Source organism: Aureispira anguillae (genome assembly GCF_026000115.1).
GTDB classification, from domain to species: Bacteria; Bacteroidota; Bacteroidia; order Chitinophagales; family Saprospiraceae; genus Aureispira; species Aureispira anguillae.
This window is the reverse complement of sequence record NZ_AP026867.1, coordinates 5,629,012-5,654,649: the sequence shown is the minus strand read 5'-3', so window position 1 is coordinate 5,654,649 and position 25,638 is coordinate 5,629,012. Positions and strand designations below refer to the sequence as shown.

Annotated in this window: 17 protein-coding genes; 10 read left to right on the top strand and 7 right to left on the bottom strand. The window is 35.7% G+C overall.

Translation table 11 applies throughout. From position 1 onward, the window contains the following. Positions 1 to 35: 35 nt before the first annotated feature. Both AsAng_RS22120 and AsAng_RS22115 read left to right on the top strand, forming a co-directional pair. A complete protein-coding gene (locus tag AsAng_RS22120) occupies positions 36 to 1,280 on the top strand; it encodes an MFS transporter (protein ID WP_264789284.1) in 1,245 nt (414 codons plus the stop codon). 65 nt (positions 1,281 to 1,345) lie between these two features. Then, positions 1,346 to 1,774: a hypothetical protein gene (locus AsAng_RS22115; protein ID WP_264789283.1), complete on the top strand. Its 429-nt coding sequence runs from the start codon at positions 1,346 to 1,348 to the stop codon at positions 1,772 to 1,774. A 146-nt stretch (positions 1,775 to 1,920) separates the two neighbouring features. On the opposite strand, the gene AsAng_RS22110 is transcribed toward AsAng_RS22115, so the two are convergent. The 3 genes from AsAng_RS22110 to AsAng_RS22100 form a co-directional block, all read right to left on the bottom strand. Then, entirely contained in the window at positions 1,921 to 4,482 is a 2,562-nt protein-coding gene (locus AsAng_RS22110) for a leucine-rich repeat domain-containing protein (RefSeq protein ID WP_264789282.1), read from the bottom strand. A gap of 365 nt (positions 4,483 to 4,847) precedes the next feature. Then, the gene (locus tag AsAng_RS22105) at positions 4,848 to 5,066 is read right to left on the bottom strand and encodes a hypothetical protein (RefSeq protein WP_264789281.1); all 219 of its coding nucleotides are present in this window, start codon (positions 5,064 to 5,066) and stop codon (positions 4,848 to 4,850) included. 251 nt (positions 5,067 to 5,317) lie between these two features. After that, complete coding sequence (locus AsAng_RS22100; RefSeq protein WP_264789280.1) at positions 5,318 to 9,322, bottom strand: AAA domain-containing protein; 4,005 nt, start codon at positions 9,320 to 9,322, stop codon at positions 5,318 to 5,320. Between the two features lie 706 nt (positions 9,323 to 10,028). On the opposite strand from AsAng_RS22100, the gene AsAng_RS22095 reads away from it, so the two are divergent. The 4 genes from AsAng_RS22095 to AsAng_RS22080 all read left to right on the top strand — a co-directional run bounded on the left by AsAng_RS22095 (position 10,029) and on the right by AsAng_RS22080 (position 15,146). Next, positions 10,029 to 10,532 (top strand): hypothetical protein, encoded by a 504-nt coding sequence (locus tag AsAng_RS22095; RefSeq protein ID WP_264789279.1) that lies wholly within the window; start codon positions 10,029 to 10,031, stop codon positions 10,530 to 10,532. Positions 10,533 to 10,582: 50 nt separating this feature from the next. Next, positions 10,583 to 12,652: a thioredoxin domain-containing protein gene (locus tag AsAng_RS22090; protein ID WP_264789278.1), complete on the top strand. Its 2,070-nt coding sequence runs from the start codon at positions 10,583 to 10,585 to the stop codon at positions 12,650 to 12,652. Then, positions 12,649 to 13,776 carry a glycosyltransferase family 4 protein gene (locus AsAng_RS22085; RefSeq protein WP_264789277.1) on the top strand — a complete coding sequence of 376 codons (1,128 nt, stop codon included), beginning with the start codon at positions 12,649 to 12,651 and terminating at the stop codon, positions 13,774 to 13,776. Before AsAng_RS22090 ends, AsAng_RS22085 begins: the two co-directional genes overlap by 4 nt. A gap of 167 nt (positions 13,777 to 13,943) precedes the next feature. Then, positions 13,944 to 15,146, top strand: coding sequence for a T9SS type A sorting domain-containing protein (locus tag AsAng_RS22080; protein ID WP_264789276.1), 1,203 nt, complete (start codon positions 13,944 to 13,946; stop codon positions 15,144 to 15,146). A 77-nt stretch (positions 15,147 to 15,223) separates the two neighbouring features. On the opposite strand, the gene AsAng_RS22075 is transcribed toward AsAng_RS22080, so the two are convergent. The 3 genes from AsAng_RS22075 to AsAng_RS22065 all read right to left on the bottom strand — a co-directional run bounded on the left by AsAng_RS22075 (position 15,224) and on the right by AsAng_RS22065 (position 19,312). Continuing rightward, a complete protein-coding gene (locus AsAng_RS22075) occupies positions 15,224 to 15,598 on the bottom strand; it encodes a diacylglycerol kinase (RefSeq protein WP_264789275.1) in 375 nt (124 codons plus the stop codon). Positions 15,599 to 15,771: 173 nt separating this feature from the next. Beyond that, entirely contained in the window at positions 15,772 to 16,095 is a 324-nt protein-coding gene (locus AsAng_RS22070; protein WP_264789274.1) for a hypothetical protein, read from the bottom strand. A gap of 310 nt (positions 16,096 to 16,405) precedes the next feature. Beyond that, positions 16,406 to 19,312 carry a T9SS type A sorting domain-containing protein gene (locus tag AsAng_RS22065; protein WP_264789273.1) on the bottom strand — a complete coding sequence of 969 codons (2,907 nt, stop codon included), beginning with the start codon at positions 19,310 to 19,312 and terminating at the stop codon, positions 16,406 to 16,408. Between the two features lie 228 nt (positions 19,313 to 19,540). On the opposite strand from AsAng_RS22065, the gene AsAng_RS22060 reads away from it, so the two are divergent. Next, the gene (locus AsAng_RS22060; protein WP_264789272.1) at positions 19,541 to 20,932 is read left to right on the top strand and encodes a hypothetical protein; all 1,392 of its coding nucleotides are present in this window, start codon (positions 19,541 to 19,543) and stop codon (positions 20,930 to 20,932) included. Between the two features lie 75 nt (positions 20,933 to 21,007). On the opposite strand, the gene AsAng_RS22055 is transcribed toward AsAng_RS22060, so the two are convergent. Continuing rightward, entirely contained in the window at positions 21,008 to 21,457 is a 450-nt protein-coding gene (locus tag AsAng_RS22055) for a T9SS C-terminal target domain-containing protein (protein WP_264789271.1), read from the bottom strand. Between the two features lie 386 nt (positions 21,458 to 21,843). Here AsAng_RS22055 and AsAng_RS22050 point away from each other — a divergent pair, with 386 nt between their 5' ends. From AsAng_RS22050 to AsAng_RS22040, 3 genes are all read left to right on the top strand, one after another. Further along, on the top strand, positions 21,844 to 22,668 hold the full coding sequence (locus AsAng_RS22050) for a purine-nucleoside phosphorylase (RefSeq protein ID WP_264789270.1): 825 nt from the start codon (positions 21,844 to 21,846) through the stop codon (positions 22,666 to 22,668). Between the two features lie 171 nt (positions 22,669 to 22,839). Beyond that, positions 22,840 to 23,913, top strand: a complete 1,074-nt coding sequence (prfA, locus tag AsAng_RS22045) for a peptide chain release factor 1 (RefSeq protein WP_264789269.1) — start codon at positions 22,840 to 22,842, stop codon at positions 23,911 to 23,913. Positions 23,914 to 24,128: 215 nt separating this feature from the next. Next, a complete protein-coding gene (locus tag AsAng_RS22040) occupies positions 24,129 to 25,583 on the top strand; it encodes a T9SS type A sorting domain-containing protein (RefSeq protein ID WP_264789268.1) in 1,455 nt (484 codons plus the stop codon). Positions 25,584 to 25,638 lie beyond the last annotated feature (55 nt).

Here is a 25,638-nt window from a genome sequence, read left to right as displayed (position 1 = left end):
GTAGGGATTCAAAGCATAAAATAAAAGTTGATTGGATGAAAAATATAGGAGCAATACGATTATTGTTATCTGCTAATTTTATATCGGGGATTGCACAAGGGATTAGTATGATTTCTATTCCTGCTTATTTTGCAAGAACGAATCAGTCCAACTGGTTTAATGTTGCCTATGCGACAATTACCTGTGTCAGCTTATTTTGGTCTCTTTATGGAGGTACCTTAATCGACAAATACAATCGAAAGCATATTTTTCTAGCACTAAATCTTTTTAATGGGGTAGCAATTGGAGCAATTGCCTATTTAGATGGAATGGGGGTAGGAGACACTAGCTGTTGGGCAGCGGCTGTATTTGCACTTACTTTTTGGAATTATAACTTGCATTATCCTTGTTTTTACGCCTTTATGCAAGAAATTACAGAGCAAGAAAATTACAGTAAGATTGCTTCTTATATAGAAATTCAGAGCCAATTGGCTTCTGCTTTAGCGGGTGCTGCTGCTGCATTATTGATTGGAGGAGGAATCGCAAACTTTAAGATAGAACCTTGGTCTTTATCCCAAATTTTTGCTTTGGATGCAGGCACTTATTTTGTATCATGGGCAATTATTTATTCGATGCGTTTTGTGCCAATTGTAACTCGAAAAAAGACATCAGGAACGGTAGGAGAGCGCTTAAAAGAGGGATATATTTATCTAAAAGAGCGTCCTTATGTATTTTTGTTTGGAACCGTTACGCACGCTGTTTTTGTTGTCGTATTATTGTATGTCTTTAATTTGGCACCTGTTTATGTGGACCAACATTTAGGCGCAGCTTCAGAAATATTTGCTATTTCCGAAGTTTTTTATGCAATCGGAGCAACGATTGCGGGATTGGTTATCCATAAAATATTCAAAGGGATGTCTTTTGTTAAGGCAATTATAATTATGATGTTCATTTCTATATTAGAGTTGATCGGCTTGATAACAATGAGTCAAATTTGGTTGTTTTTCCTAGTTTCGTTATTGTTGGGGATTACCAATGCAGGGATTCGTGTACTTAGGGTATCCTATCTCTTTCAGGTGTTGCCCAATGAAATAATGGGGCGAGCAAATAGTATCTTTTTCTTAACCAATGTATGCGCTAGAATTGTCTTCTTAGTCTTATTTAGCCTAGCCTTTTTTCATCATTCAGGACAGGTTATTTACGCCTTTTTAATATTAAGTGGCTTTCTTTTTATTTGTATGGGAATTTTGATGTTTTTTTATTCAAAAGTTACCTTAAAAAAAGAACTTGATAGGAGATAAAAGGGTTATATTAGTAGAGTAGGGAAATCATATTTAATGATAGAAAGAAAATTAGTTTAATAGAAATGAGGACAAAAATAAGATTAGCATTAGATCTTGGTATTCAATTGGTTTTAATTAGTATTTTATTGTTGCAAATAAAATCAAACCCAGCAGAAACCATTCAGCATTTAGGTGTTTTTGCTTTTTTAATTTCAATCTGGCAAATTTTTCATGCCATTTATGTGGTACAAAAATATCAAGATTGGTATCGAGATTTATACCTTAAAAAAATCAAGCGTATATTTTTAATTTCAATCTTAATCCTTGGTCTTGCAGGATCGATTGCAGCAATTACATTAGGCGTTTTGTTGCCTACCGTTTTGCAAAGTATACAAGTATTGGGGCTGGGATTAAGCATTATTCTTGGAGCATTAGCGTTTCAGTATTTTGGACGATCGCTCGTTAATTTATACCGCTATTATAATCGACCTCGTTCTTTTTGGGATTTGTAAAAAAGATTAAGTACACTGTCCTTTAAGTAATTAAAAGACAGTGTATTTAGTTCGAAGGTTTTAAAAACATTCAACCTTCGAACTAAATGCGCAACGCAACAAAACTAAAGCCCAATTGATAGAGTATTGAACAATGTTTTACCCAATTATCGAGTAGAGTTGGGCTGACTATTCTCCTTCTTTTTTTTGTTAGAACCTTCCTCTTTACCTTGTTCTATAGCTGGTTCGGAAGGATAGCTGTTAACTTCTTTATCCACATGGATGACACGTACTTTTGCCTTTTGAATGCGTTCCTCTGCATTTCGGATGCGTGCCTCTGCATTTCGAATACGAGCTTCAGCCTCTTTAATTTTTTGTTCTGCTCTAGCTTTTGCTCTAGCCTCTGCTTCAGCTTTTGATTTTGCATCCGTTTCGACCTTAACTTTCACATCCTTATCTGTTTTCTTTTTGGGACGTTTGCCCTTTGCCTTATCTTTTAATTCTTTAGCTAAGCGAGCCGCTTCTTCTGCTTTTTCCTTTGCTTCTTTAGCCAAGCGTTCTGCCTCTTTAGCTCTAGCTTTTGCTGCTAATTCTTTTGATAAAGCCTCTGCGGTTTTAGCTTTAGCATTTGCTTCTGCTTCAATAGCTTTAGCAGCAGCTTCCTTAGCTCTAGCCTCAGCCTCTTTAGCTCTAGCTTCTGCTTCTTTGGCTTTAGCCTCTGCTTGTTTAGCAGCAGGAGTACCTGCGGCTTCTTCTGCCTTTTTTTCTGCCTCTTTAGCCAAGCGCTCGGCTTCAATGGCCTTGGCCTCAGTTTCCTTAGCCTCCGCAGCCGCTTCTTTTGCTTTTGCTTCAGCTTCTTTGGCTCTAGCTCTAGCTTCCGTTGCTGCTACAGCCGCATCTTTAGCCTTGGCAGCCGCCTCTTTGGCGTTAGCTTCAGCCCTTTTAGCATCCTCTGCCGCTCGTTTTGCTTCCGCAGTAGTACGAAGAATGCGATCTGCCTCAGAAATGTAAATGGTAGCATAGTCAGGTCCTAGTTTTCTAAGTTTTACACGAGTGCTTTTTTTGTTCCCAATAGGGTTGCGAGTTAATTCTAGTTGACGCAAAGAAAACAAGGGGTGTCGTTCATTAGGAACTTTATAAAAACAAGCAGGTAAGGTTGCGAGCTGATTATCTTTGAGAAATAAATAAGCAATATATTCTAATTCCCCTAGTTCATTGGGGACTTCTTTTAGTTGATTATGATCCAAACTTAGTATGATTAAGTTTTTTAGTTGACCAATACTAGGAGGAATGGTTGCAATTTTATTGTGAGAAAGGTATAGACGTTTTAACCGCTTTAAATATCCTAAGGTATCAGGTAGGGTTTTGATTTTATTATTGTTGGCAGATAAAGTTTGCAAATGCGATAAACCTGCAATACATGAATCAGGAATACTAGTGAGTTCGTTTTCATGAATGAATAGAACCTCTAGCTTTTTGAGTTGGGCTAGACAAGTTGGAAAATAGGTTAATTTATTATTTTGCAAATAACATTCTCTAAGCTCATGAAGTTGACTCATGGTGTTAGGAATGGAAGGAAGTTGATTGTCATCCGCATTAAAAAGCTTTAGTTGAGCCAATAAGCCAATAGATTCAGGAATGCTCGTCAAATTATTATCGTCTAAGTGCAGAATCTCTAATTGATTTAACAAACCTAAGTTTTTAGGCAAAGAACTAATGACATTGTGTTCTAAATGTAAATGTTCTAAATTGACCAACTGGATGATCTCTTTAGGGACATAAGTTAAATTATTAGAAGAGAAGTTTAGAGAGGTTAATGCTCGGTTTGAACCGATGCTTCTAGGGATTTCTGTGATTTTATTGCTGGCAAATTGACCCACCTTAAGTTGAGATAGCAAGCCGATTTCGAGCGGTAATGCAGTAAGGTCATTTTTATCCAAATAGAGTTCTTGTAGCTGACTAAATTGGCAAATCCCATCGGGAATATTAGTAAGCTTGTTTTCACTAAGCATGATTAGTTTGAGTTCTTTGAGTGCCTCAAAACTATTTGGTAGTTGGTGAATTCGGTTACTGTCTACACGTAAAAGCTCTAGCTTTTCCCAATTGCCAATATCATCTGGTAGTTGGTTGATGTGGTTGTTTTGTGCCATGAAAATCCTTAAGGCACTTAGTTGCCCCATTTCGTTAGGCAACGTTGTCAATTGATTTTTTTCAATATAGAGCTCTTTTAAGTATTTGAGCGATCCAATACTAATCGGAAGAGTAGTTAAGTTGTTGTTATCTAGATGTAAAACTCGAATGTTGGGCAATTCGTGGAATACATCAGGGAGACTGGTCAAATCATTATAAGAAAGGTCTAGTGAGACTAAATTGGTCAAGTATTTTAAACTATCTAGCGTATAATAAACCTTGTCTTCTTCAATCGCCTTTATTTTCTCTTCATATTGAGCTATCTTTTTATTTCTATTCAAGACTCTACGCTTGCTAATGCGTAAACTATTAATGGTATCTTGAATGGCGGCAACTTGTTGATCGATATCTTCCAATCGATCACTTAGACCTCTTAATTTTAATTTGTAGACTTCATTGGGTTGCTCTAGTGCCAATCGAAGGGAGGTAAAGACATATTTTCTTTCTAATGCTTTCTTGAGATCGTCAGAATCTAAAACTTGTGCAGAGGTAAACTGGAAAGAAAATAACAGAAAAGGAATTAAAAGAATGAATCTCATGACAAATAGCAATTTTAATGCGTGGGGTACTAAATAGATTGATTGCCAAATTTTATGGCTTTTCTTGATTGGATAATTTGAAGATGATAAATGTCTTATCATTTTCAAGATAATGTATTTTTAACGCTGAAAGCCTTATGGAGTAAATCAAAAAAGATTACACCATATACTTCATTGCTTAGCTACTGTAAAATATCAAAAAAAAGTGTGCTAAAATAATAAACAAGCTATAAAATATAAATGTATGATAATGTCTATTTAATTTACTTTGCCATTAGTTGGTATTAAAAATAAAAAAATCTAACTCAGGATAGAGTTAGATTTTGGGGGGATCAAATAGGGATATAGGGAAAAGGAGCTGGGGTCTATATGTCTTTAGAGTTAAGCATTTGGGAATGGTGTACAGAAAAAATGTTTTTTGCTGGGGTTTCTTCCTGCACCTTATAGATTGCTCCAAGGTTACGTTTGCCATACCAGCCTCCATTGCCTTTGCAGCCCTTTCTCTTTTTGTAAGGACTACTGCCACAAGAAGATAACATGGATATGGTACAAACAACGACTAAAGCTAGACTTACTTTTTTCATGCTGGACATGTCTTGATGTGAAAATAAGGGGGTATTGATATTTTTACAATTTCATTTTCTTTTTGGGAATAATTAAAATCAAATGTTATTTGTAATAAATATTTGGCTCTTAATGCCAATAGTTTTAAAAGTATTACCGCTAAGGCAGAAAAAAAGTTAAATAGCAAGATTTTTATATAAAAATTCCCTAAATAACAGAATTATCTAGGGAATTGATATAAAATATGTGGAGGCTTTAATAGTTGAGTTAATCAAGGCATTATGTCCTTTTTTAAGCTGTTGGGACATACATTTTGTACCAATGCGCACAACTTTTCTAATTCTCGACTAGGAGCAGGCCACCAAGCCTTTGACCAAACTCGAAACACTTTTAAGCCTTGTTTTTCTAAAATTCGTTGACGATGAATATCATAAGCATAGGCTTGCGGACTATTGTGCCAAGTAGCACCATCACACTCTATGGCTATAGCAGGCTGGTTGTTTTCGTCCAAAATGACAAAATCGATATGATAACCTCCCATTTGATAATCGGAAATTATTTTGTCTTCAAGTATATAATCACTGATATAATTGTAGAGTTCATCCTCAAAAGGCGTTTCGATTGGATAGTCATGAATAGAAGTGCCCTCTTCTTCACAAGCATCTTTTAATAAGCTCAAGATATTTTTTCTAGCTTCTTCATCTTCTTCTTCAATTGAACGAACATAATCCAAATAAGCATATAGAATAGCTTTTCCTCGATTTCCTTTTTCTAGAATTTCACTGGTATACTTGGTGAAATATGCTTTGGGAATAGACGAAAATACACAAAGCTGTTGCTTGGCTCGTGTAATAATCACATTCAATAAGCGATAACCCCTTTTACTGTTTAATAATCCAAAAGCTTGTTTGAATTCTCCTGCTGGGTTTAAACCAAAGGTGGTCGATATAATAATAATATCTCGTTCATCCCCTTGAACATTTTCTAGGTTTTTGACAAACCAATTATCCTCTGCACCAACTTTATTCATCTTTTGGCGAAATTGATTATCATGAATGGTCTGTTCATGAATCATATCCTTGATAAGATTGCGTTGCTGCATATTAAAAGTAGCAATTCCAAGACTAGGGTAGCTACCATCTTCATTGATTGGGTATTCTTCTTTTAAGAAGGACACAATACGGGTTGCCTCAATAATATTGGTACCATTTTTATCGTAAAGCCCTTCTAAATGAAAAAAGCGTAAGGGTTTATAATGGTTCTTTTCTGGGAGTGAAATCAATCGAGAGCCATAAAAGGCCGCATTTGAAAAATTAATTAAGTGAGGATGATAGGAGCGATAATGAAAATCTAAATAAGATGTATGTACTCTGTTGGGATTTAGATTGTTACCAAACTCTAATAAGGACTCACTTTCTGCTAAATAGAGTGGATTGGTCTTATCAAAATTAGTATCCGAGCTAGATTGGTTAATTGAAAAATCGGTAGGATCGAGTGCAATATCACTAGAAAAATAACTAGAAGGAGGCATTTGGTGTTTGTCACCAGAAATGACTTTTATTCGCCCTCGAACCAATGATGGATAAGTATCTTCTAAGCGCAATTGGCTGGCTTCGTCAAATAAGACGACATCAAATAAATTGGCTTTTAGAGGCATGATAGAACTAGATACAATGGGGTTGACTAATACTACTGGAAATAGATTCGTAAATAGATCAAATTCTTCATGCAATATGTTTCGCAATGAGTTTTTGCGAGAATACTTACTGTTTTTTCTATGGTTGAACAACCATTTTATATTACTTTTTTTATTAAAAGCTTTGATGCTTTCGTGTTGGATGCTTTCCCATGTTTTTAGAATTTTTCGCTTATGTAAGCGTTGCAATTCTTCTTGAATCTCAATGATTTTATCCAGCGTTTTGTCATTGGTATTAAAGTTGCCTAACCTAGAACTTTCCAAATCAATTAATAAGTATAAATAATTGTATTTGAATACCGCATCCCAATTTTCAGGAGCAGTGGCATCCCTGAGAATACTCAAACAATTTTGAATTAATTCTGCTGTTGATTCAAAGAAAATACGCCATTCAAAATATTCCTTAAATACTGCTTTGTTTTTAATACAAGTATCTAATCGTTCTGTAATATAAAGCACATCCTCCATACGAGGAACGGTTTGTTTTTCTTCTTCAAATAACTCATTTTCTATTTGTTGAAAGCTTGATTTTTTCAAAATTTTATTGATTTTGGTACAGATGGGAGGGATCTTTTGCCAGAAATCATTGATTAATTTTGCTTTGCTAGAAAACAGCGTCATCGCCTTGGTAGAAGTAGAGTATTTAAGGGTTTTGACCGTTTGCGCATCGGGAATGGTATCCACTATTTTTTGTAATAGCCCTAAGTTTTCTTGTAACTCTTTGAGTGTTTTGATGTGATTAAAAATCTTTTGGTAAAAAAGACTCAATCGTTTAACTTTCATAGAAAAACCATTGGGGCGAATGATGGACGTATGCTCAATATGTTGATTTAGTTTGAGCAATAAATGATAGCGTTTTTGCCAAAAATTTAGAGCATGTTCTACTTTCTGAACCATCTCTCTAAAAAAGTTAAAACTAAAACCTGATTTTATATCATTGGGAAATGCCGTAAGACGAGTTGGGTTTTGCGCAGTAGGCAACTGGTCGATACCAACGTCCAATAAAAATTGTTTTTCTTGTTTGATCTTTGCAAAAATAGCCCGCTCATTTTTAATAGAATAAGACATATCCTCAAATAATCGAGTTGCTAAACCATCAAAGATATAAGCTTGTTCATCGACCTCTCCAAATAAATCACTTCCCTGTTCTAAATAGCGGGTAATGTAATCAAATTCTCGTTCTGATAGCTCTAAGGCTACATTTTCAAATAGAATCTTATCAATAGGAGCTTCTCGTTTGTAGCGGAGATAATCCGTAATAATCTCTTTTAGATTAAAATCCCGAAACGTATTTTTAAGAAGGTTCTGATGTCGATTGTTAAAGTCAAGAATTAATTTATTATACCGTTTTAGTTTTGCGCTATAATTTTTTTCGTTAAAACGTTGGTGTTTTAATTTGACAACATCCGTGATTTGCCGAACTGTGCTGACAATCTTTTTTCGATCTCGATCAACGTCATCAATAATGGCAATTAATTTTTCTAAACCTAGCTTTTGCAGGTTGTTAAAAATAACATTAAGTGCGGTCTTTTTTTCACAAACGACTAATATCTTGCCCTTGTTTTCAAGTGTATTCGTAATGATAGCTGTAAGGCTTTGACTTTTTCCCGTACCAGGAGGGCCTTGTATGACCTTAAACTCTCGATCGTCAAGTGTTTGGATAATTTCTTCTTGGCTAGGATCTGAATCTACGGAGGTATTGTTTGAAAAACGAGGCGTTTTAAGCCCTAGATCATTAAAGTCCATTTGATCAAAATTAGCAATCAGTTGATCGGTGTCTTTGATGATACTTTGTTTTTGGGTTCTAAACATACCTAATATACCCGACCAAAGCAATTGGGGAGATGCCGTAGATTGCTTCTCTATTGTTTGTTTGTTTAGGCAGGGCTGAATAGAGGCGGTTAAATCATTGATTTCATAGCTAAACTTGCTCAAGATCGTATGCAATACTTCTTGCAATTGTTCTGGACTAAGCAGGTTGTTATCTGGAAAATGAATGGGCGTTTCATCAATGTTAATTTCCTCTTCTGTATTGATATAAGAAAGCAAAACATCGTTCACATAAATAGGCGAATCAGCGCTTTTTTCAATTACCCACTGATTTTTGCTTGCGTTGGAACGGCTAATATCTAAACTCCAAATCAATAAAGGAGCTTTGATAATTTTGGTAGGATCGCTAAGGCTCTGTTTGATTAACAAAGGATAACCAAAGCCAAATGTTCGGGTGCCATGCTCCAAAAAATTATCTTCATTTTGATTATAAATGGCGTTCAACCGTCGGGCTAAATCATCATATTGCTTTTTGGCCTCTGCCGAAAGTGTTGAAAAAGGAATGTCATCAAAACTTATCTTAAACTGAAACTTTGGCTTTGCTAATAAGTGGTTGAATAAAAAATCTTCTGAGCGGTTATTCTGAGGAGAGTCAAAGAGCTGATGCGTCCCATCAATACCATTGATTAGATTGAGCTGTGTTAAATCTAAACGGGTTATATAACGCCCTGGAAGTGCATTTAGGTGGATCGTTCGAAGATTACCTGTTTTTAATTTATTATTGAGATAAGTGACAAATTGCTTATTCATGAAGTCCTTAACGTTGGAGTTGTGCTGTGATTATAGAATAACAACCACTAAATTAGTTTAATTTTTAAAACTTTGTAAGGTACAAAAAACAGCTAAAAATACGGCTTGAAACTTGGGAAATTTTACAGTATCTTAAACGAGTTTAGGAGCCTATAAATTAATTTTTTTGATCTAGATTGTTCTATTTGCTAAGCTGCTGTAAGTTAGTGTTTTGGAGCGGTTTGGGTTACTATGTTTTAGGGATTGATTTTAACAAGGGTAAAGGAATACAGATCATGAACGAATAAAAAAAGCTTGACTCCAGCTTAATCCCTTAAGCCAAATTCAAGCTCTCCAATAACCCTGAACTATTGGTATTAAGTATCCATCAGTTAGTTGATAAGTAAGTAATCGTTGTTTTATTCCTAGTAGGAGGTACTTTGTCGTCCAATTATAGGCTAGGCATTAGAGGGGGCATAAAATAGTTTTGCGATCCAAATTTACCCTCTAATAATACATAGCAATAGAAAGGTTACAGCGACAGAAAAAAAAAATGTATTTTGTGCGAAATAGTAATATAATTAATAGACATACGCTGTCAACTATGCTGCTTAGAAACGGTAGCAAAGTCTGGCATAAGGATAGGGTCTAATACTTCTAGGAAAGTAATTTTAAGCGTTATTTTCTTATGAGGTAATAATCATGAAATAGAAGTTCTACAAAGAAAATGAAAAAAATTCTCCCTCTTATATGGATTGTTATTGGCGGCTTATTACTCTCGTTTATTGGGGTTAAAAATCATCCTGGTGAGGATCATCGAATGATTATAGTAAAACACAGACCAAGTTTTAAACTAGAGTTTTATTCACCCATTGGCGATTCTAAAAAGCTAATAGAAGAACTAACGGCTGAAGAGCAAAAGGAAGAAGAATTATATCGAACGTTTATTAAACGACCAGAAGCGCATACGATCGATAATATTGCTTTGGTTTTTTTTCAATTGGGGATTTATCTCATTGTACTTAGTCTGCTAAAAATTATCTTTTTTCGAAGAAAGTATAGGTTTAAATTGGGGCGTTTTATATCCCTAAACCTAATAGGAGTAGCCATAGCAATGGGGGTGTATCAAATTTATTGGACCAAAGAGATGACCCTATGGGTGGCTATTGCTATTCAAATTGCCTTGAATGTCATGCTAATTTTCCCTCGTTTGCGCAAAAATGCTAAATAGCTTTTGTAAAGGGGGCGCTTTATTTCTGCTTTTTTCAAATTTAAAATCAAATGAAAGCACCAAATCGATTAATTCACGAATCTAGCCCTTATTTGCAACAACATGCTTATAATCCTGTAGACTGGTACCCTTGGGGCAAAGAAGCCTTGGATAAGGCTCAACAGGAAGATAAACCCATCTTGGTAAGCATCGGATATTCTACCTGTCATTGGTGCCATGTTATGGAGCGAGAATCCTTTGAAAATGAGGAGATCGCTGATTTTATGAATGCGCATTTTATCAATATAAAAGTAGATCGGGAAGAACGCCCAGATATAGATGCAATTTATATGGAGGCGGTTCAATTGCTCCAAAATGGACAAGGTGGTTGGCCCTTAAATTGTTTTCTAATGCCAGATGGTCGCCCTTTTTTTGGGGGAACATATTTCCCACCGACCCCCGCCTATCGACGGGCTTCTTGGATGCAAGTGCTAAAGAATTTATCTACTGCTTATGCCAATCGGAGGGCAGATGTTGAGGAGCAAGCTAGCCGAGTTTTACATCACATTCAGCAAGCTCAAACTTCTTTTTCTAGCACTATTCCTATTGCCGATGCCGAAGTGTTGTTTGATGTTTCTTCGGTACAGAATACTTTTGAGCAGCTACAAAAAGGGTTTGATCAAGAGCATGGTGGTTTTGGTGGTGCTCCCAAATTTCCTGGAACGATGCCTTTGCGTTTTTGCCTGAATTATTATTTAGCAAAGGGGGATGAACAAGCATTGAATCAGCTGCTGCTTTCTTTGGATAAAATGGCAATGGGGGGAATTTACGACCATTTGGGAGGTGGATTTTCCCGTTATACGGTTGATGAGCGTTGGTTAGTGCCTCATTTTGAGAAAATGTTGTACGACAATGCACTGTTGGTAGCCCTATTGGCTGATGCCTATAAATTAACAAAAAGCACTCTTTACCAACAACGCATTCAGGAAACGTTGGATTGGGTGGAACGTGAAATGTTATCGGAGGAAGGGGGATTTTATGCTGCTTTAGATGCCGATTCGGAGGGGGAAGAAGGAAAGTTTTATGTTTGGAATAAGAGCGAAATTGAGGAGTTGTTGGGGGAAGACAGCGCTTTATTTTGTGCTTACTATGATGTCTCTGAAGAGGGAAATTGGGAGACAAAAAATATTTTAAATATCCCTATTGGAATAGAGGATTTTATGCAAAAAATGGAATTGAGTAATCAAGCTGAAACCGAAACTTTTTTGCTTAAGTGCAGAACCAAACTCCTTGCTGCCCGTGCTCAACGAATTCGCCCTGGTCTAGACGATAAAGTTTTGTTGGACTGGAATGCGATGATGATAACTGCTTATTGCAAGGCGTATCAAGCCTTGGGGATTGAAGCCTACAAAAAAACAGCACTTAAAGCGCTGCATTTTGTATTAGAACAATTTGCCATTACCAAAAAAGGGTTGCACTTATTTCATAGTTACAAAAATGGTCAAGCCCAGCACCATGCTTTTTTAGATGATTATGCTTTGTTGATAGAGGCATTGATAGAAATTTATGCCATTACACAAGAGGTTCGGTACAGCCAATTGGCAAAAGAATATACCGATTTTGTAAACAACGAATTTTTAGATCACCAAGATCACTTGTATTATTTTACATCTGCCAAGCAACAAGATATTATCTTACACAAGAAAATAATTTATGATGGAGCAACACCATCTGGCAATGCTACTATGTTGCACAACCTTCAGCGTATTGGAGTGTTGTTGGATGATTTATCTTATAGAAAGCAAGCAGAGAAATTATTGTTGGTGTTCAAAGAAAAAATAGAAACTTATCCTCAGTCCTTTGGAAAATGGGCAAATGCTTTGTTTTTAGAAGTTTATCCATTGCAGACGGTTGCAGTGATGGGACCTCATAAGGAGGAATTTATCAAACGCTTATTAGCTGAAAGTCTATTTAATACCTTTGTTTCGACTTCGGATACCAAAATGGTTCGAAATATATCCATACCAGAAGCCATTGAGCAAACAGCGGTTGTAATTTGCAAAGATTATACTTGTAGCTTGCCTATATACACCGTTGAAGAAGCATTAGATCAAATGGGAGTTAAACATAAAATGTTATGAGAATAGCAATTAATACGAGGTTCTTAATGCCCTCTAAGTTGGAGGGAATTGGTTGGTTTACCCATGAAACGGTTAAGCGTTGGGTAGAATGGCATCCTGAACATGAATTTATTTTTATTTTTGACCGCCCTTTTTCTGAAGAATTTATTTTTGCCAAAAATGTAACTGGAGTTCAGGCATTCCCGCCAGCTCGGCATCCTATTTTATTTTATTGTTGGTATGAATGGGCTATTCCTAGGTTGTTAAAAAAGCATAAAGCAGATGTTTTTGTTTCTCCTGATGGCTTTCTTTCACTTAGCACAAAAGTGCCTACTCTAATGGTGTTGCACGATATAGCTTGGATGCACTTTAAGAAACATGTCTATTACACGGCAATGAAATATTATAGTTATTATGTACCTAAATTTGTACATGCCGCTACTCGAATTGCAACGGTTTCAGCCTATTCCAAACAAGATATGGTGCAGGCTTTTGACCTTGCTCCTACTAAAATAGACGTAGTTTATAATGGGAGTCATCAAAATTATCAACCATTGCCGCTCCAAGAACAAGAATTGATACGAAAAGAATATAGTGCTGGGCAAGCTTATTTTTTATACGTGGGATCTATTCATCCTCGCAAAAATGTGCCGAATCTATTGCGAGCTTTTGATGCTTTTAAGCAAAAGACAAAATCTCCTGCTAAATTGCTATTTGCTGGACGTATCATGTGGCAAGGTGGGCCTGTTGGCGATTTGTTAGAGACATTAGTCCATAAGGAAGATATTATTTTTTTGGGGTATGTCTCAAATGAATTATTGCCTAAAATTGTTGCTTCTGCCTTTGCCCTAACTTATGTTTCTTTATTTGAAGGCTTTGGCATTCCAATTTTAGAGGCGATGTATTGCAATGTGCCTAGTATAACATCCAATTGTTCGTCAATGCCAGAGGTTGCAGGGGCAGCAGGATTGTTGGCAGATCCTAATTCAGTTGATGCTATTAGTGAACAAATGCAGCGTTTATGGACCGAACCAGAACTTAGAGCAGAATTGATAGAAAAGGGAAAAACTCAACGGCAGCAATTTTCTTGGGATTTGACCGCTCAAAAATTGTGGGAAAGTTTAGAAAAAGTAATGAAAGTATAACCTTTTTTCCTCATTTAAAATAGAACATATAATTATAAGTCCTTAATTGTTAAATGTTTATATAATGACAAAGGATTTTATGATCTCTGTGTAGAATTAATTAGATTCGTCTATTCTTTAATAATTAATTAGGAGAAATTTACCATTTCTCATAAAAAAATAAAAAGATGGACCAATTAAAATTATTAATGGTTGCAGCTCTAGTTCTGTTTGGAACGGGGATGCAACTGAAGGCACAAAATGTTACTATTCCCGATGCCAATTTTAAAGCTCAATTGGTGGCAAATTCAGCTATTAATACCAATGGAGATACCGAAATACAGCTTACTGAAGCACAGGCCTATAATGGAGGAATTGATGTAAATTCTAAAAATATTGCAGACCTAACGGGTATTGAGGCGTTTACGGCACTTACTTCTTTACTGTGTAATTTTAACCAGTTAACAACCTTAAATGTAAGCTCCAATACAGCACTTACTTCTTTGGGCTGTAGTTCAAATCAATTAACAACCTTAAACCTAGGTTCTAATACGGCTCTTAATGAGTTGAGTTGTAGCTCAAACCAGTTAACAGCCTTAGATGTCAGTTCTAATGTAGGGTTGAGAATTTTAGATTGTAGTTTTAATCAATTGTCTGCCTTAAATCTAAGTAATAATAGCTTGCTTAATGATTTGAGGTGTGGTTCTAATCAACTGACAGCCTTAGACCTAAGTTCAAATCCTTTACTAACTATTTTGTGGTGTTATGAGAATCAATTGCCGAGCTTAACCCTAAGCGCCCATACTGCTTTGACCAATTTGAATTGCCGCAACAATCAATTAACGACATTGGATTTAAGTACCAATACAGGCATAACGGAACTAAAGTGTGGTGCCAACTTGTTGACCGCTTTGGATGTAAGCCTAAATACGAGTCTTTATTGGTTTTATTGCGATAGCAACCAATTGAGTAGCCTAAACATACAAAATGGTAACAATACGAATTTACAATTTTTTAATACCAGAGGAAATCCATTGTTAACTTGTATACAGGTTGATGATCCTACTTATTCTGGTATTCTTTGGGGGATAGACCCTGTGAGTACGTTAAGCACTAACTGTTTGACCAATACCAAGGCAATAGAGCAGGTGTTGGATCATGTTGTTGTTTATCCGAATCCAACGACTCAAAAATTAACCATCAATTTAGGGGAGTATAAGGACGATATAGCGTTAGAAGTTGTCAATGCTATGGGGCAAACCGTTTTGGCAAAATACATTGTTGGAAATCAACGCTTAGAATTAAATTTGGACAATATAGTGAGTGGGGTTTATTATTTGAAATTAACCATAAAAACATCTGCAACTACTATAAAATTTATTAAAAGATAGTCTAGTTCCATATAAACTAAATGTTTATGTTTTTGATAATTAGTATCAGGCATTTTTGTGTCTGATACTTTTATGTTTTAGGCTAAAAATAAAGCATAAATTTTTGGCAAAAAGATAAGTGAACCAATAAGGGCAGCTCCTATGGCTGTTAACAAAACTGCCGTGGCTGCAATATCTTTAGCTTTCCCAATTAACTCATCCTGTTCAGGGCAGATTTTGTCCGCTAAATATTCTAAGGCAGAATTAAGCGCTTCCATTGCCATCACTAGGGTAATACAAAGTATAATTATACACCATTCTATAGTAGATATTTGAAGAAAAAGAGCCAAGGGGATAACAACTAAGCTGGCTCCAAGATGTACTTGGGCATTCGGATGGTTGGTAAAAAGATCTTTCATACCTTTTAGTGCCCATTGGAAACTAGCAAGGCGTTGCTTTATGAATTGAAACATAGAGTTTTATTGTAGGTAATCTATAAGTAAGTAAGCAACTTCTGTGTCTTAAACTCACAATCACTAGTTTTGCTTATGTCCTTAAGGTTCAGAAATGTTTTTGTATAAAAAAAAGCCCTAAAATAGAATTAGGACTTTGACGAAAAGTGATTTTGCAAAGATAAGCAATCGGATTACATATTGATAGCTATGCAACCCTGTCTATTTGCTTTTTTTTGTTTTTTACGTTTTTTAAGTAACTTTTTTTGCTTTTTCTTTGTGGCAACAGTTTCAGGAAACATGATTAATTTTTTATCTGCCAATGGAGGCGTATAATTAGGTGGGATGTAGATGCGTTTGGTTGGAACATTTTGCGCAATAGCAGTTTGCGTCACCATTGATTCCTCGTTATGGGGTGATTTATTTTTTCCAGTGCACATTTGACCACTAACAGGAATGTTTATGCATAGAATGGCAAGCGATAAAAAGATAACAGTAAGTGTAAATTTCAATGTCATAAGCGGGATTTTTAGTTAAGGAATAACAATTTTAAATTGCTGTTTTAAACATTTTTTTTGATGTAAAAGGTTGTTAACCAATGTTTGTTTATTATATAAAACGCAGCTCAAATAAAATATGTCCAGTAGATTTGCATTTTTTTATGTTAAAAAATGCTAAAAGAATTCTTAACTAGAAATGACTCGCTAAAAAAAAGCTCCTAACGGTTTACGTTAGAAGCTTGAAAAATAAATTTGAGGAATGATTGTATTGTTTAATAGGGAGTTGCATTGAGGGAGGAATCTAGCTACTCCTAAATAGATACCTGTTTTAATGAACAATCAATTTCCCCGAATTTAAAAGTAAACCATCTGCCTCTAATCGATAGAAATAGATGCCTTGCAACATATTATTTTTTTGTAGAATGATTTCTTGCTCATTTTGATGATGGATAACGTTAATGGTTTTGCCTGTTGCATCAAATACAGATAAGGTAATTTGTTGATAAGTGGTTTCTCCTGTTACTTTTATCGTGGTAGACTCTTGGAAGGGATTTGGATAAACATTAACCTTGACCTTTGGGACTAAAACAGCATCTATTCCTGTAATTTGTATGAAATCGTGCCCAATGGTATGGTAAGTTTGGTTGGTAATCACAGCAGGATTTTGGTCAAAATAGATAGCAGCTTGATTGTTAATAACCGTTCCAATAGGATTGTTAGTTTGTTGTTCGATTCTGAAATCTACAAAGCCATGAGAGGCTGCAAGATTGCTATTGCTATCAGGTAGCATAATATTATTAAAGCGAAATTCAATAATATTATTCCCCATTAGTCGCCAAGTATAGGGATGGCTAGAAATAGTTGGTAAAATTGTTTCAGGATTTAAATGGGGAGAAAGCGTATCCAAAATTACTATATTGGTAGCAGGGTAAGTGCCTGTATTTTGGAAACGGATACGGTATTCTAACGCTACATTTTCTTCAATATAATGCGGTGCTGAATAACCAGTAGGAAATCCTTGTTTATCGTTGGGGTCCCAAGAACCTACATTTTGTTGACAGTCTATAGAATAATAAGGAGATCCGTCGTTAAGAGAAAAAATATTGACAAAACCCGTTGAAATAGGGTTTTGGCTAAAAGCAGGAGATAAGCAGCCTTCAACAGTTGCAGATGCTTCTACCGACCAAGGGTGTCCTTGGGGTTGTGGAACCTGCAAACGATAAGTAGCTCCCGTTGCCGCAAAACGTTGCCAATTGGTAGAGCCTCCAGACGGAAGGGTAATGCCAGGTCCTGGGCTGGTATAAAAAATAATATTATCCTCAATTACCCAGTAATTTTGGGGAATCAACATATGTTGATTTCCTGTATTCTTAATTCGGAAGGATACAGAATCATTCTGACATTCTGCCTCTACTTCCAAATTAGCTCCAACCCAAGAAGAGCAAGAACTATCTGGATAAATATTGGCCTCGGCACAGTGGGTGCGCCCTCTGTTGAGCGTGTCACAGGCACCATCTAGTGTACCATATATCTTAAAATTGTTACAAGCATCTACGGCTACTGTTCCTAGAAAAAAGGTATAGAGGTTGCCAACTTGGCTACTAATTGGCAATTCTGTGCTATCGATAACAAATAAAGGATCGAGAGTGACTTCTATATAGGCATTAAGTGCATCAACTGTCCCATGGTTACAATATTCGACATTATAATAATTACTAGCACAATGCACCAAAACAGGAGCCCCAATGTCTACATGCATATATGGACAAAGTGTTGTTGGGACCATTGGAAAATCTATATTGGCTACATTGTTATTGCTGTTAAGGCTAGTGATAATATTGTTGTTGCAGCTACCCCAATACGGGTGTAAATTAATAAGATTGACCGTGTAAGTTCCTGTATCAACAGGGGCTGTATATATTCCATTAGGGTCTGGGGTGGCATAGGTTGTAAAGTTACCTTTGTTTATGGCAACAATGACATTGTTATAAGCTTGTTCCAAAGGTGAAACAATACAATTGTTATTAGAATCAATAGCAACACGCCCTGTAATATTAGCACAGGTATTGGAGGGCAATATCGAAAAACCAAAACTTTGCAAACTTGCAACAGGGCAAGAATTGTCAGAAAAAGCGATTGAAAATACATTGCTTTGAACCCCTGGAATAATGACATCGACTAAAACGGAATTGGTACTGCCTGAAATAGGGTAAGTTAGATTAACTGTTGCGTTGGGATAAGCCTGAAAAAGACTTGAGTAACTCTGGGATACGGTCAATGAATCATTGGCATCAACATCTGATAAGCTAAGTTGAAAGTGCAAGTCTTCGCCAGGGCAAGCGTTAAAAGTAGTAGACACGCCATGGGGTTGTACGATTCCATTGACTACTTCAGATACACTATCAAGCGATAAGCTATTGTTATTACAAGACATGACAACAACTTGCATTGTTCGGCGAGTATAACCAATTAGGTTGCCATTCCTATACTCTTCAACAAAAACATCTAGAACGACTACTTGGCTGCCAATAGGGGTAAAATTTAATTGACCATTTGAAGGATTAAAATTAACGCCAGATGAGGTAGTTAGTGGATTGGTAGGCGAAAATCCTGTTGCATAACTAATAGGGGAGCCTGTAGCAGCCAAAGGGGCCGTTAATGAATAAACAATAGAATCTCCATCTGCTTCTATTACAGAGTTGGAGATAGATTGCGCCAAACTATCGCAAACAACAAAGATGGGAATATTAGCAAAAGTAGGAGATGAATTGCAGGTGATATTACCATCTAATAATGTTGTTTCGATATACAAATTTTGGGACGAGGGGTTATTTAGGTTTGTTATGGTTGCATTTCTGCAACAGCTCGAATAGCTGATGGTCCAAGTACAACCGACAGGAAAACTAGATAGATCGAGGGTACCTATGTAAGTATTTTCTTCATATCCAGGAACAATTCCTCCATTACAGGTACTTTGCCCTAAAAAGGGAGTGCAGGCAATAGGAACCTCTGTGATAGAACTTAGCGCCAAGGGAATACTTTGGGTAAGCCCTGCACAGGAGCCCCCGCCATTGAGGTCAATCAATACAGAACTTGGTAATGCAATCCCGCTACAGTCTCGATACAACCTAAGTTTTATTTGATAGCGATTATTGCCTAAGCAAGTGTAGCTCAAATCAGCAGCAGCAGCATGGGACGCATAGGTTTTGTTACCTAATAGGAAAAAAAATGCCAAGCAAAAAAATATTTTTAGGTAGTTCATAGTCATTAAAATTTTCGAAGGAGACAGATTTTAAGCTGTTTGGGGTTTGGCTCCTATAGAGGTTTCTTGCATCATACAAATATCAATGATTGAAAGATGAAAATGAAAGACATTAAATGCAATTTATAGATGTTTTTTTGTATATTGTTCTCTTTAAAATATTGATTTTTAGTGTTTTTTTTGTTTGATTATAGATGTTTTATGTATAAAAGTAAATTAATAGAAGTATTCTCTTCATTGTCTAAACCAGAGCAAAATCGTCTTCGTAAATTTGTTCATTCTCCTTACCACAACAAACATGACGAAGTACATAGACTCTTGGACTATCTAATGACACATAAAAGTTACAGGATAAAGGATGCTTTTGACGAGATTTTTCCAAATCGGAAATACAATCCTCAAAAAATTAGGAATACCATGTCTTATTTACAAAAGCTAATTGATAAATTTTTGGTATATGAGGCACTAGAATCTGAAGAAGCATTGAGAAACAAAGCACTCCTGTCTGTTTATAGAACGAGAAAATTAGAAAAATGCTTTAAATCTTCTTTTAAGTATAGCGAATTTTTACTCAATAAAAGCCAATATAAAGATACCGAATATTACTATTTAGATTACGAACTACAACAAGAACAGTTTCTTTTTGCTCAAGAAAAAAAACGCTTAGAAGCAAAAAATGTACAGGAAGTGCTAGATAGTTTTGACATCTATTATATGACCAATAAACTAAAATATTGTGTAACTGCTTTAAGCCATCAAAATGTGTTTAGTACAACCTATGAATTAAGGATGGTGGAGCCCATATTGGATCAAATAGAAAAAGAGGACTGGTTGGAAATTCCCACTATTGCGGTTTATTATTATAGTTACAAGGCTTTGACCAACCTTAATGATATAGAGGCTTGTATGAAATTAAAAACAACGTTTTTGGAGCATAGCCAACTTTTTAGGGTTGAAGAACTAAAAGATTTTTATCTAATAACAATTAGTTTTTTTATCAAGCATTTAAATTTGGGGCGGGAGGAGTTTACCAAAGATATTTTTGATTTATACAAGGCGGGCTTAGTGGATGGTATTTTTGTAGGAGATGGTCAACTATCCCGATTTACCTACAAAAATATTGTAGCAGCAGGCCTAAAATATGGAGACTATGAATGGGTACGTCAATTTATTAGTCACTATGCTCCTTATCTTAATATTAGACACAGGGAGAGTTATACCAATTATAATATGGCTAAGCTATATTATATGACACAGGAGTATCAGAAGGCGATGAAAATGTTTATGGTATTGAGTAATACAGATCGGGAGTTGATGATGGATTCGAAGGTAACTCTATTAAAGATTTATTATGAGTTAGATGAGTTTGATGCATTAGAATCGTTGTTGGAAAGCTTTAAAGCTTATGTTAAACGAAACAAAGAGGTAAGTGATTATTTAAAACGTAGTTATTTGAACCTGATTCGCTATATTCAGAAGTTACAAAATCACAACTTTTATAATAAAGAGGTACAGGCTAAACTACTAGAAGAAATAAAAAATGAGCCACAATTACCAGAACGACAATGGATCATCAGCCAACTTGTTGATTAGTTAGTATACAAACAAAAAAAAAGCAAAGTGTCAGACACCTTGCTTTTTTTTATTGGATAAGAAATGTATTATTTCTTATTTGTTACGGTTGATAGTAACTGTAGTAGTTTTTTCACGACCTTCAGAATCTGTCAATTGGAATTTGTAAGTACCATCTTCCAAAGATTTAACGTTAAGAGCGTTGTAGTTGTTACCATCTTCTACTTGTAGAACACGGTTAGCAGCCAACTCATAACCTTCTTCATCGAACATCTTCATGGTCAATTTCTTTTGCTCTTCAGATTTTAGAGAGAAAACGAATACATCATCGTTTACTTCATCTTCAGCAATCATTTCGATGTCTAACACTTTTGCTACTTTTTCAGCAGCCATCAAAGAAGTGTAAATAGTAGCAACGATTTGTTGATCATCACCATCATCCATCATTAATACAACAGCAACCATTTTATCTTCTTGAGCTGGCGTATTGGCAAAAGTAGAACCCATGGTCACTACCATTGCAAGAACTAACATTAAAACTTTCATAGCTAATTAGTTTTTTTGTTAAAAAATTGAATTCAAATTCTTTATCTTTATTATTATATTAAACAATAAAAAATGAATTATGTTTATTGTTGAACTTCTTCTTTTTTTAACTCATTATGAGTCATTTGCTTAATCAAATATAGGACTTTATTCTAGGAAAACAAGATTTTTCAAAAAAAAAAAAGTTTTTTAACTCAAATCAACATGATAATACCTTTCTTAGGACATATAGGCAATATAAAATTTCCCTTAAAAAGGATAAAACAAAATATAAAATCATATACTTAAGTCTTTTGCAAAAATACAAAAAAAAGTTGATTTTGTCAATCAATATTTTGATATATAATAATTTATTTATCTAATTAATGTTAAATTAATGTAAACTAATGTATCATAAAATACAAAATGCAGTTGCGTATATCCAAGATCAGTTGCCTGATTTTTTACCTCAAATTGGGATTGTATTAGGAACAGGTTTAGGCAATTTGAGTCGTGAAATAGATCAAGTATTAGCAATTCCTTATGCGAACATCCCACATTTTGCAGAATCAACGGTAGAGAGCCATGCAGGGAAGCTAATTTTTGGTTATTTAAATGGTGTTGCTATTGTCGCTATGGCGGGACGTTTCCATTATTATGAGGGGTATAGTATGGAGGAAGTAACTTTCCCTATTCGGGTTTTGAAATACCTGAAGATAGAACGGCTAGTTATTTCCAATGCAGCAGGAGGAGTACAAGCGCACCTATATCCAGGTGACTTGGTATTCATCAAGGATCATATCAATTTGCATGCGCAAAATCCTTTGCGAGGCAAAAATGATGAACGATTGGGAGTGCGTTTTCCCGATATGTTAAAAGCATATGATAGTGCACTAAATCAACAAGCGTTAGCAATTGCAGAAAAAAACAATATTCGAGCTTTTGAAGGGGTTTATGTAGGCACACAAGGACCGAATCTTGAAACACCAGCAGAGTATAACTTTTTTAATTTGATAGGAGGTGCTGCCGTTGGGATGTCAACGGTACCTGAAGTCTTAGTGGCCAAGCATATGAATTTGCCTGTTTTTGTGGTCTCTGTTATCTCCAACCGTTGTTATCCTATTGATGAAATAACAGAAACAACAGTAGAAGATGTTATCCAAGTTGTAAACCAAGCAGAAGCTAAATTAACGCTGATTTTGAAAGAACTCTTAGTGACAATGGTCGGTTAAAAATAAATAAAGAAAAATAGACCATTCTTAAATTACAAGGCTTTGGCAATTGCCCCTTTTTTGAATATCCGTGATTTAATTGTACTTTTGCAGTTCTACTGTCTTTTGGAGTTATTGACAATCTATTTATTTAACCTTAAGAGGCTACGATTGATATAAATTTTATAAAAAATGATTGATAAGTTAAGAGCATTAAAGGATAAATTTCAATTACTCGAAGAGCAACTATCTGATCCTGAAGTTACGTCAGATATGAAGCGGTTTATGAAAATCAATAAGGAGTACAAGGATTTAAAACCTTTGGTGGAGGCTCACGATAAATATAAGGCAATGCTAGATGGTATTGCAGAATGCAAAGAAATTATAGAGGAGGGAGATGATCCTGAATTTGTTGAAATGGCAAAGGAAGACCTTAAGGATTGGGAAGATAAAAAAGGACCTTTTGAAGAGGAACTAAAAATGATGCTTATTCCTAAAGATCCTGAGGACGAAAAGAACGTAACTATTGAAATTCGTGCTGGAGCGGGTGGTGATGAAGCAGCTATTTTTGCTGGTGATTTATTGCGTTTGTATGAACGTTTTATTGACAAAAAAGGCTGGAAAAGAGAGTATATTGCTTCTAATGAAAGCGAATCTGGTGGGTACAGTAAGGTGATTTTAGAGGTCACAGGTGATAATGTTTATGGCATGTTGAAATATGAGTCAGGAACACATCGTGTTCAGCGTATACCAAAAACAGAATCGCAAGGACGGGTTCATACCTCTGCTGCTACGGTTGCTATTATGCCTATTTTTGAAACGGAAGATGTCGAAATTAACAAAGCGGATCTTTCTTGGGATACCTTCCGTGCTAGTGGTGCGGGTGGGCAGCATGTTAATAAAACAGAGTCGGCTGTACGGGTAACGCATAAACCAAGTGGTGTTGTTGTAGAGTGTCAAGATGGACGTTCTCAGCTTAAGAATAGAGAAATTGCACTACAAAAATTATACGCTAAGTTGTTTGAATTGCAACAACAAGAACATCAAGATAGTATTTCTGCTTTAAGAAATACATTGATTGTATCAGGCGATCGTTCTTCCAAAATTCGTACCTACAACTATTCTCAAAATAGAGTAACAGATCATCGAATTAATTTTACAAAGTATAATTTAACGGAAGTGATGGATGGCTATTTAGATGAATTTATTGAAGCAATCCAAGTGACTTATAATATGGAAAAACTGAAGGCTACAGAGGATGTATAGTCTATATTTATAGAGCAATAATAGAAAATTAATACAGTTGCTTTATTTATAAATGTTTAAAACAAAAAAAAAGCTTAACTTCTTGTTTAATAGAAGTTAAGCTTTTTTGTTTGGCAGTTTGTTATAAACAAAACTGCTTTATTGTTGTTGGTTTTCTTTGCCTTTTGCTGCTTATTTGTCCTAAATAATCATCACTAAATAAAAAAGAAAATCACATGAAATTTATCTTTAGTATGTTTTTCTCAATTCTTGCTATTGGGAATGCCATTGGGCAGATTTGGGAAACAGAAATTACCCCGAATATTGTTATACTTCCTCCTGCTAATTATGAGCAAGAACTAAAGGGCTATGATATAAGGGAAACCAATGATGGCAATTATGTATTTGCTGGCAATTATAAATATGGTATAGTTTCTAATTTGGCACACAGCCCAGTGCTAGCAAAATTGGATGCTACTACAGGAAATGTCATCTGGCTAAAAGAATACCCTACCTTTAATGGGGGTTACCTCCAAGAAGTGTCCTTGGTCGAAAAGCCCAATGGGAATTTACTATTGGCAGGAATTAATTACAATCGAATCTTTTTGATTGAAACAGATGCAAATGGTGACACCATCTCCACACATCAATTTGCCTCGACTTGTGAAACCGTTAACAATGTAGGATGCAACCTTAGATCTGTACGTCTGAGGGCTACGAATGATGGCAATTATATCATAGGAATTGGATCAACAGGTGGATTAATTGGCTTGCCAAGCCCTATCAATCAACTCATTAAAATTAGCCCTAACAACAGCATTATTTGGAATAAAAATTACACGAATCGGTTTTTATTAGACGTTCAACCGACCAATGATGGCGGCTATATTTTCTCAGGGAGTACTGCAATGAGTCAGCCTATTTTGTTTAAGGTAGATATGAATGGAGATAGCCTTTGGCAGCAAACCTATTCCAATATGCCTATTTATGATCTGCACAGTGTAAAAGAAACGCCCGATAATGGTTTTGTTGTAGCTTGCCATGCTACTGGATTTGCGGGCAATAGTCCCTTTTTACTCAAAATGGATCAAACAGGAACGGTATCGTGGCAGTTGCCATTAGGCGGACAGTTAGGCGTTGCTCGTCATGTTGTGGTTGATCCTGATGGTAATTATGTGGTAACAGGAACGAATCGTGTAACGCATGGTGGTGGCTTTGCTGTAATGTTGGATGCTGCTTTTGTTACTAGAGTAACAGCCGCTGGTAGCATTTTGCAACACCAAATTTTTGACGACATGATTGACAATAGTAGCCGAGCCGTTCGCTATACAACGGATGGTAACTTTGTGCTTGCAGGAAGCCATGGCGCTAGTTTGGGAGATCAAGAAAGGGGCTATGTAGTAAAAACAGGCTATTATTTAAATACCTTGGATATAAATGAAGAGAATACGGGGATAGAGGTTTTTCCAAATCCATTTAAACATCAAACGACTTTGAGGGTAAATGGAGGCGTTTATACAGCGTTGAAGGTGCAAGTTTTTGATGCTTTGGGGCGTCAAGTACAACAAGCTTTCTCAACCAATGGAACAGAGGTGATTTTACCCCGAAAGGATTTAGAACGAGGAATTTATTTCTTTAAACTAAGGGATGGACAACAGATTATTGGTACGGGCAAATTGACCATACAGTAATTGGTTAAAACCCTATTATTCAACTCTTATTTGTTAATTATAGCTTAAAAATTAT